Origin of the sequence: Aneurinibacillus terranovensis DSM 18919 (genome assembly GCF_000430625.1) — a bacterium.
Lineage (GTDB): Bacteria > Bacillota > Bacilli > Aneurinibacillales > Aneurinibacillaceae > Aneurinibacillus_B > Aneurinibacillus_B terranovensis.
In genome coordinates, this window is the sequence record NZ_AUMJ01000036.1 from 56,385 (window position 1) to 64,937 (window position 8,553).

Annotated in this window: 7 protein-coding genes; 2 read left to right on the forward strand and 5 right to left on the reverse strand. The window is 45.4% G+C overall.

Translation table 11 applies throughout. The annotated features are described in order from the left end of the window. Positions 1–57: 57 nt before the first annotated feature. The gene (locus H525_RS27130; protein WP_342664276.1) at positions 58–213 is read right to left on the reverse strand and encodes a lmo0937 family membrane protein; all 156 of its coding nucleotides are present in this window, start codon (positions 211–213) and stop codon (positions 58–60) included. Between the two features lie 206 nt (positions 214–419). Continuing rightward, a complete protein-coding gene (locus H525_RS0107730; RefSeq protein ID WP_027415735.1) occupies positions 420–605 on the reverse strand; it encodes a DUF5325 family protein in 186 nt (61 codons plus the stop codon). A 70-nt stretch (positions 606–675) separates the two neighbouring features. Here H525_RS0107730 and rlmD point away from each other — a divergent pair, with 70 nt between their 5' ends. Then, positions 676–2,217: a 23S rRNA (uracil(1939)-C(5))-methyltransferase RlmD gene (gene rlmD, locus H525_RS23270; RefSeq protein WP_245590428.1), complete on the forward strand. Its 1,542-nt coding sequence runs from the start codon at positions 676–678 to the stop codon at positions 2,215–2,217. A gap of 372 nt (positions 2,218–2,589) precedes the next feature. Here rlmD and H525_RS0107740 read toward each other — a convergent pair whose 3' ends face one another. The 3 genes from H525_RS0107740 to H525_RS29140 form a co-directional block, all read right to left on the reverse strand. Continuing rightward, positions 2,590–4,767 carry an ATP-binding protein gene (locus H525_RS0107740; RefSeq protein WP_027415736.1) on the reverse strand — a complete coding sequence of 726 codons (2,178 nt, stop codon included), beginning with the start codon at positions 4,765–4,767 and terminating at the stop codon, positions 2,590–2,592. Next, positions 4,764–6,221, reverse strand: coding sequence for an SIR2 family protein (locus H525_RS0107745; protein ID WP_027415737.1), 1,458 nt, complete (start codon positions 6,219–6,221; stop codon positions 4,764–4,766). The genes H525_RS0107740 and H525_RS0107745 overlap by 4 nt, the downstream gene beginning before the upstream one ends. 662 nt (positions 6,222–6,883) lie before the next feature. Further along, the gene (locus tag H525_RS29140; protein ID WP_162142482.1) at positions 6,884–6,988 is read right to left on the reverse strand and encodes a putative holin-like toxin; all 105 of its coding nucleotides are present in this window, start codon (positions 6,986–6,988) and stop codon (positions 6,884–6,886) included. A gap of 260 nt (positions 6,989–7,248) precedes the next feature. Between H525_RS29140 and H525_RS29145 the strand changes: the two genes are divergently transcribed. Then, on the forward strand, positions 7,249–8,553 hold a 1,305-nt coding region (locus H525_RS29145), incomplete at its 3' end, for an RNA-guided endonuclease TnpB family protein (RefSeq protein ID WP_081413290.1).

The following is an 8,553-nucleotide window of genomic DNA, read 5'->3' on the forward strand; positions in this document are numbered from 1 at the left end:
AAAAGCAACGTTCGGCACACTCCCGCGAGTTTTTCTCACGCCCATCAAGGGCATTATCTACGCACGGCTTTTTCGCCCGGATACTAAATCAATGATGAAGAGAATAGCGGCCACAATTAATAAAATATGAATGGCGGCCCCGGCAATTTTGAAAAGAAATCCAATCAGCCAGATGGCCAGGACTACAAACAAGATGATTCGCAGAATTCCCATAATATCGCTCCTTAGGTCTATCATAATAGTAATCTTTATGTATTTAAAATACCCAGTAGGAGCAATATTAAACGATGGGAACGTTCGAACAACGATATGGACCATTCGAACAACGATATGGACCATTCGAACAACGATATGAACGATCCGAAGTCACGACAGAATCCTCCTGACGTCAGGAGGACTCTACGTTACAGCATTTCACGTTATAGCGTGCCATTTTTACGCCGCTTTCCTTTTACCATGAAGCCAAAACCGATGATAAAAATGGAGAGCAGCAAGAAAATCAGAGCGAGCCATCGGCTTCCGGCGGCTATGGAAAATCCAACGCCTACAAAGCAGGCCGTTGAAAGAACAGCTAACATAAGCGCTTGCTTTTGATGCTTGGTCATATACCTTCACCTCGTCTTTGATTATATAATATTCTCGTTTAACGTGCAGTTTAAGGTGTCATACTTTATAATGGGAAAAAATGAAGCGATCGAAAAAAGGATGAACGACATGCATAGAAATGCCAACAATCCAAACAATCCTGCAAGTCTCAACAAAGCCAATTCCAACAATCAAAAAGACGCAAAAAAAGCAAAAAAAGTCGGTAACTACAAAAGCTCCGTGAATCAAAAAGAACTCAAAAATGAGGGAGCTGTGCTTCAACCCGGACAGGAAATTCTGCTTACCATTCGGAGAGTGGGAATCAACGGGGAAGGGGTCGGCTACTATAAGAAAAAAGTCGTGTTTGTGCCGGATGCAATTCCCGAAGAAGTGGTGGAAGTCAAAATTACAAAGGTTGAGCCGTCCTTCGCGGAAGGTATCATTAAAAAAATAAAAAGCAAATCCGCCTCACGCATGCAGCCTCCATGCCCGGTATATAACGAATGCGGGGGCTGCCAGCTTCAACACATCAACTATGAGAAACAGCTGCGAGCCAAAGAAAATATGGTGCGCGGCGCTTTTTCGAAATATACCAGGCTCGAAGAACTGCCGCTTCGCCCGATTTATGGAATGGATAATCCATGGGGCTACCGCAATAAAGCTCAACTTCAGGTAGGCGTTCAGGACGGAAAAATCATAACCGGGCTGTATGCGCCGGAAAGCCATAAACTTGTCGACATCGGAGATTGCCCGATTCAACATCCAAAAACAAACGAGATGATTGCCGCCGCCCGCGAGGTGCTTGACATGCTCCATGTTCCCGTATACGACGAAAAAAAGGGAACCGGTGTCATCAGGACCATTGTGGCGCGTGTCGGATTTGAAACGGAAGAGCAGCAGTTGACATTTGTCACGATGGTGGAGAAAATTCCGCGGAAAAAAGAATTAATTACCGAGCTGCGCATGCGGCTTCCTAAGCTGACAAGCATTAACCAGAATATCAACGAGAAAAAAACCCCGCTTATTTTTGGCGATAAAACGGTTTGCTTATGGGGTGAGGCCCGCATATCCGAATCGCTCGGTACCGTTAATTTTTCCCTGTCACCAAGGGCATTTTTCCAGCTCAACCCTTCCCAAACGCTGAAGCTGTATCAAGCAGCAAAGGAGGCGGCGGCGTTATCGGGCCAGGAACTCGTTGTGGATGCCTACTGCGGCGTTGGTACGATTGCCCTCTGGATAGCGCCCGATGCCAGAGAAGTGCGGGGAATCGAAGTGATTGAGGAAGCGATCGAAGACGCAAAAAGAAATGCCGAACGGAGCGGCATCGCCAATGCTCGCTTTTATGCCGGCCGGGCGGAGGAACTTCTTCCGCAGTGGGTCAAGCAGGGGGAAAGACCGGATGTCATTGTCGTCGATCCTCCGCGCACAGGCTGTGACAAAGCGCTGCTTGATGCCGTTCTTAAAGCAAAACCGAAGCGATTTGTATATGTATCCTGCAATCCGTCAACCCTGGCAAAGGACGTACAGTATCTGCTGAAAAGCTATCAGCTGGAGTGGATTCAGCCGGTGGACATGTTTCCCCAGACCAGTCATGTGGAGTGCGTAATAGGAATGCAACGAATCAATTCGTAGAAATCCTTTATTTTCAACACTTTGCGCGATTTATGACTTTCACGGCAGACGGCAGCGACTTCAAAAATAAGGTGCTCAAAGACAAAATTGAGGTTTCCGTCGTTTTGGACCTGGATTTGGACGTCGGGTGTGTAGATATGTTGAATTCATTAGGATGAGTTCACTAAAGCTTTGTAAGAGAAGCAACCTTAATATTATGAATGTTCAAGAGAATGTCCTTTCTGCGGCGTTCTCTTTTTATATATGTAAGAAATCTTGCCGACAATGATGTCACAGAAAGCGAGCGACTATAGTTGCTTTAACCGGATACCTGAATAGTTACAAAAAGATAGCGATAATCGTATTATGTCAGCATTTCCTGGTATGACCAACTTAGAATGGAAGATAGTCATCATCATTATTATCATTTTTATCATCGTCATCATCAAATGTTTCAGACTCGCCAGCGTTGTGATTTATTTGTTGCCAATCATCAGCAATTGTTTTCCAGTCGGCAGATCGCTTTACTTTACCAGTCCAAATGTCCCAATATTCAGGGTCGTTCGATTTAGGTTGGTGTTCTTTCTTGAGATAATTCATTTGGACCATGACAGGTAGCTCCGAAGCCCAACCCAGTAATATGGCATTTCGTGACGGAAGGGAAGGCAGTTCACGAAGCAGTCCACGCAAATTGTCCGGCACAAGCTTGCTTACCAATTCTTGGTCTCGATCGTTGCTAATACGATGAAGCAAGAATGTGTTGCATTGGGACAAAACGGTCGGGGAGAGTTCACTCGGACGCTGTGATGATAGCATAAGACCTAACCCGAATTTGCGTCCCTCACGAGCGATTTTCTCAAACACTTGCGTACACATGGATGAGGCTGATGTTTCTTCAGAATTATTTTGGTATCGCTTTATAAAGGTATGTGCTTCCTCCATTACGATTGTTGTCGGAAGGGTTTCGCCATTGTTGATTCTTCGATATCGTTGAAGTGCTTCAAGTGTCATTCGTGCAATTACTGCGGTAATAATATGAATTACTTCCGCCGGAACCAATGACAGGTCAATCACGGTAACAGAACCTTCAGAAGAGTTGCTTTCGCAAATATAGTCGTTAAGCCATTGATCTAGTGACAGGTCCGGATTACCAGTTATAATTGTTTTCAGTCTTGAATCGGAGAGCAAAGTTCGAATTCGCATAAGCATGGTTTCGGTATATTCTGTTGTGCCCATGAGTTCAGCGTTCGCTTCAATGCTTCTGAGAAGCTGGTCTCCTGAAAATGGGCGGGGAATATCTGCGTCTATTGGTAGAACATCATTGTCTGAGCCTCCAAATACAGAGTGTGCCTTTTTGATTTCAGTAAATAATAAATCAGTCGATTCTTTTGAGTATAATGGCCAATTTTCATTATTGCTTAAATTACTATTTAGAAAATCAATAAATTTTTGCTTTAGGTCTGTTAAAGCATGTTTTTCTGTAGGGGAAAAGGAGTCATTCTCTGTTAAGGCTGATTCCCAATTTACTAATCTCTCCTTAAATCCCTTGGTTGGACCTTGACCTGTCCAAGGAGTTCCTTTGGTCATCTCAATTCCGACTAAAGAGACTATAGTTCTCAAATACTTTCTCATATCGTGACTTGGTGTGGCTCCTGATTCAAGTTGTCCATCACGAACAGAACGCAACGCCTGAATCAAGGTTGGACGTTGTGCTCTACTGCTGGCTTGCGTAAAAGCAGACCATTCAGCGCTATTCCAAAACCATAACGGTACATGGAGTTGATTTACATTTTGTTCTTTGGAGGCTTCTACCGCAAATATGCGGACGTTTTCTAGTCCGGAAAACGCTTCTGAGTATTCCCCATTAGGATCAAGAATTATAAATCGTGTATTGACGGAGGTATTTACTGCGCGAGAATCTTCTTGTCCATGTGCAGTATTGCTAGTTTTTTGTTGCTTGGCTGCTTCTATCGACCATCGGATAATTCCCGCAACAGAACAAGACTTACCGCTTCCTGTGTTACCGAGTACCGCCAAATGTCGCCCGAATAGGCGGTCAGGATCTACCGATACTACCGCGTTCCCGGCAAGGGGGCTGATCCCGATATTCACGCGGCGATTTTCTCCTGATTCCACAATTGCTTTTAGCTGGGTTTGGGAAGGCAACAATACAGGGTCACCAACAGTCGGATAGACCTCAATGCCTCTGGAGAATGCGTATCTGCAATCCCCTTTGGCATTGATCTCATGTTCCTTCAGAACACCCAATGGGTTCAGACTCATTTTCCGGAGAGGGTAAGGGAGGTCGATAACGCCGAAGTCTTGCATCCCTTTTCGTTTCGGGTATTGGGAACGCTCAATTGTAATCCATTCGATTTGTGCGACAAGAAATCCACTGTCGCTTGGAAGGAGAACATAGCTGTTTACGCGTGGGAAAGGTCGTGGCACACCAGCATTTAAAGCTACATCGGTTGGGGCTTCAATATCCAGCAACGCCTTGATTTCATCTGGGGATACAAAATCGACGCTTCCAATTCGAAGCGAGTCGGCATAGGCGAGAGGTGAAATCATCCTTCTGTTACACCCCCATCAACATTATCCATATTTTTTTGAGCATCAGAAGGTGTCTTGGCACTGTATCGCTGTTTGAGAAGCTCATTCATTCTGATTGTGGCGCGGTCAATGGACGGTTTGGGCAAGAAATGATTAGTTAGCATTTCAATGTTGGCCAAAACGGGGCCAATCAATAGGCTTATTTGTGAAGGGCGGCCTATCTCTTGATACGTTTTCATGATGCGCCCTAGATTGTCATTATAGGCGATGATGACAAGATGTGTGGATGGTATGGTTAGCATGTCACGGATAATGCGATTGATATGATCATCTCCAAAACTGAAGCCATATGTAACCAGCGTACTGTTAGGTCGACATAAAGCTGCGGCGAAATCACGGAATAGTTCAACATAGGGGTATTCCGCGGTTTCCCGATCTTTGGACGCATTTGGGTAAATCATTATATTTGTACTATCAACGCCAAGGCCCGGAGCTTGCAGATAAGGGTCGATAAACATCGCGCCAAACGGCAACCCAATTTTGCGAATATCGTTACCGGACTTGACCCAGTCAATAGAACCATGCAATTTTGTAAACCTTGCCACCCCTTCTAAATAACGCGGTTCTCCTCGAATACCCGGAGGATTGTAATGCATGTCAATATCAAGTCTTGAGGATCGGAAAATTGGGGAAAGGTTTCCAATAAACCTGTCAAGCAAGTGCAGCCCTGCCAATTCGGACCCTGCTTCTATCACTCTATCGTAGTTTGTGGTGAAAATATGCAGGCGGTCGCGCGTTCCTGTACGGCTGGCGAAGCTCATCAAGAACATCACAAGGTTGTTAAACGCTGTAGTCTTGTTTTTCTCATCTGCTTCCGCAATGTATCTTTCTATTTTTGAGATGTTGGATGTGAAATTATTCAGCAGAGTCTCCTTACACTTTTGCAACGCTTCGAAGTTCCTTGTATCGCCAATGATCTCCAAACCTCGAAGCAAATCGTTTATGACTCTGAAATAGTCCTCAATATTGCCATCTCCGCGATTGTTTTTATTAGCACCGCTCTTTACGGCAGCTTGAATCTGATCGGAGTATGGATAGTTGACTAGATCTGGTGCTCCCATTCCGTTTAATGGCGTGTCTGAACCGGTTGGAGTGTCCTGTTCAGTAGGCGACTCCTTTGTTTTCACGTATTCGGTGGAAACGACGATTGTATTCGAGGCATCTGTACTTCTTTGTGCTATGTGTTGAATCGCGGTAGACAATCCACTCCCAACGAGTAGCGACAAGTGTTCAGATTGGAACAATGAAGTCAGCCATGGTTCAATTCTCCCGCGCAGGTCATTTATAGAAAATGACTCTCCGGAAAACCACGTTTGAAAGGGGCCGCCATTAATGACCTTGTACTTCTGATCTCCGACGGGCTCAAAATAAATCGGTTCGTGATCGTCCCGAACCTTCAGGATATTATTCATGTCTGCCAAGATAAATCCTCCTTCGTTGAAAAGAAAAGGGATCAAAATGGATTCGCCTGCTGTAATGAAATATCTGTCATCATTCTGGGAACATTTGCATTCTTAACGTAGCATTTGTATAGTGAATTGTCCACATATTGTACGGTATTCCGACATGCATTCGACAAATAAAGGCGGCTATTCGCTGCCCATTTGAATACATGCCATTGAAAGCATGTTGATACGAATGAATTTTAGAATGTTGTTGCATTCACATAAGTTTTACTTTTGTGTTGCATATCGTTTGCATCGTGACATGTGGAGTGCTTCAGTATTCTGCAAAGTATACGACTTTCACGACGGATGGCAATGACTTCAGAAATAAGAATTGAAAGATAAAATCGAAGTTTCCATTGTGTTGGACCTGGAGCATGTTGATATGTGGAGCCTGTTCATTGAATCCTGAGTGTTCCCGGTTCCTTCGCGTTTGACCAGTTCAAGGGGTTATTTTCTTTTCCGAGTTGTGGTATACTGGAACCAAGATATGAGCAACATGCAAAGGGAGCCATGCAGCTACATGACTCCCCGCGCAATAGCCGCTTTTAAGGGCGGTAGGCTTCAGTTTAATCGGATAACGTGGAATAGACCGCTTCCTTTGACCGAGGGCGGTCTATTTCCGTTTGTTAAGGATAAAGTGCTACGACATTAACGATCAGCGCCAGCAACGCAATAAGTAACGAGCCGAAACCGACCATCAACATCAACGCAGAACTTACCTCTACGGGCATCCCTCCCTTCCGAGAGGTAGCCGACCGCCCTTGAAAGCCTATTCTATTGCACACTGATTATATCATACGCACAGCGGCTGGAATAGCTTGGTATAGAGCGACCATTTCTCTATCCGACCCTAGCGTTATGAAGAGAACATGAATGTTCAAGAGAACGTCGTTTGTATCCGGCGTTCTCTTTTTACATATACATTTTCAAAAAGCCGGTTGCCTAGCTTTTGAAGGTAGCCGGCTTTTTGCATGAAAGGAGCAATGTCGGAATGACCAAGGTGATCGCCCTCGCCAATCAGAAAGGCGGCGTGGGCAAAACCACAACGGCGGTCAATCTGGGAATCGGTTTGGCTGTCGATGGGAAAAAGGTTTTGCTGATCGATGCGGACGCGCAAGGCAACCTGACGGATTCGTTAGGGTTCCACGAACCGGATAATCTGTCGGTATCTTTGGCCACATTGCTGGCGAAAACGATGCTGGAAGAATCCTATGAAGCGCGGGAAGGTATTTTGCATCACCATGAAGGCGTTGACCTGATGCCAGGCAATATTGAATTGTCCGCTGTTGAAGTATCGCTCGTCAATACGATGAGCAGAGAAACGATTTTGCGTTCGTACATCGATTCGGTTAAAGCCGATTACGATTACGTGCTGATCGATTGCATGCCGAGTCTTGGCATGTTGACCATCAATGCGCTTGCTGCGGCTGACAGCGTGATTATTCCAGTACAGGCGCATTATTTGCCGGCCAAAGGAATGACACAACTGTTGCAGACCATTTCCCGTGTGCGCAGGCAGATCAATCCGAAGTTGGTTTTGGACGGCGTGCTGCTCACGATGGTAGACAGCCGGACGAAATTTGCCAAAGACATTTCCTTTATTCTTCGGCGCGACTACGGCGACAAGCTGCGCGTGTTCAACACCGAAATTCCCTTATCCATTCGCGCGGCGGAAACGAGCGCCAAGGGAAAAAGCATCTATGCTCATGACCCCAATGGTCAAACGGCAAAAGCGTATGCCGCCTTTACGAAGGAGGTTATCTTGAGGCCATGCATGACTTTATTTCCCGAGTGCAATGGGAACTGGAGGATCTCAAAGAAGAAAGGGCCAGTGTCAAGGTCCCCCTATCTCCCCTTACCCAAGCACAATGCCAGCCGATTCGCGAAGACATGCGCATGTGTGAAAGGTTCTTCAAACTGGAATAAACAACGAGTTAAGGTTGCCCGAATCCATGATCGCATTGCAAATGCCCGAACAGACTACTTGCAAAAAATTTCCACGCATATTGTCAAAAACCACGACATCATTGCGATTGAAGATTTGCACGTGTCTAACATGATGAAGAACCACAAACTTGCCAAAGCAATTAGCGAAGTGTCCTGGTATCAATTCAGAACGATGCTTGAATACAAAGCAAAGTGGTATGGACGTACTGTCGTTGCCGTAGGTAAAACCTTTGCTTCCTCTCAGCTCTGTTCGTGTTGTGGATACCAAAACAAAGAGGTTAAAGATCTTAACTTGCGACAATGGAAGTGTCCTTCTTGTCATAGTGAATGGGACAGGGATGTAAACGCA

Coding starts and splice junctions, on each gene's coding strand:
- H525_RS29140 (WP_162142482.1), bottom strand. CDS start 6,988: ATGCCCGTAGAGGTAAGTTCTGCGTTGATGTTGATGGTCGGTTTCGGC.
- H525_RS0107745 (WP_027415737.1), bottom strand. CDS start 6,221: ATGAATAATATCCTGAAGGTTCGGGACGATCACGAACCGATTTATTTT.
- rlmD (WP_245590428.1), top strand. CDS start 676: ATGGGAAAAAATGAAGCGATCGAAAAAAGGATGAACGACATGCATAGA.
- H525_RS0107740 (WP_027415736.1), bottom strand. CDS start 4,767: ATGATTTCACCTCTCGCCTATGCCGACTCGCTTCGAATTGGAAGCGTC.
- H525_RS0107730 (WP_027415735.1), bottom strand. CDS start 605: ATGACCAAGCATCAAAAGCAAGCGCTTATGTTAGCTGTTCTTTCAACG.
- H525_RS27130 (WP_342664276.1), bottom strand. CDS start 213: ATGGGAATTCTGCGAATCATCTTGTTTGTAGTCCTGGCCATCTGGCTG.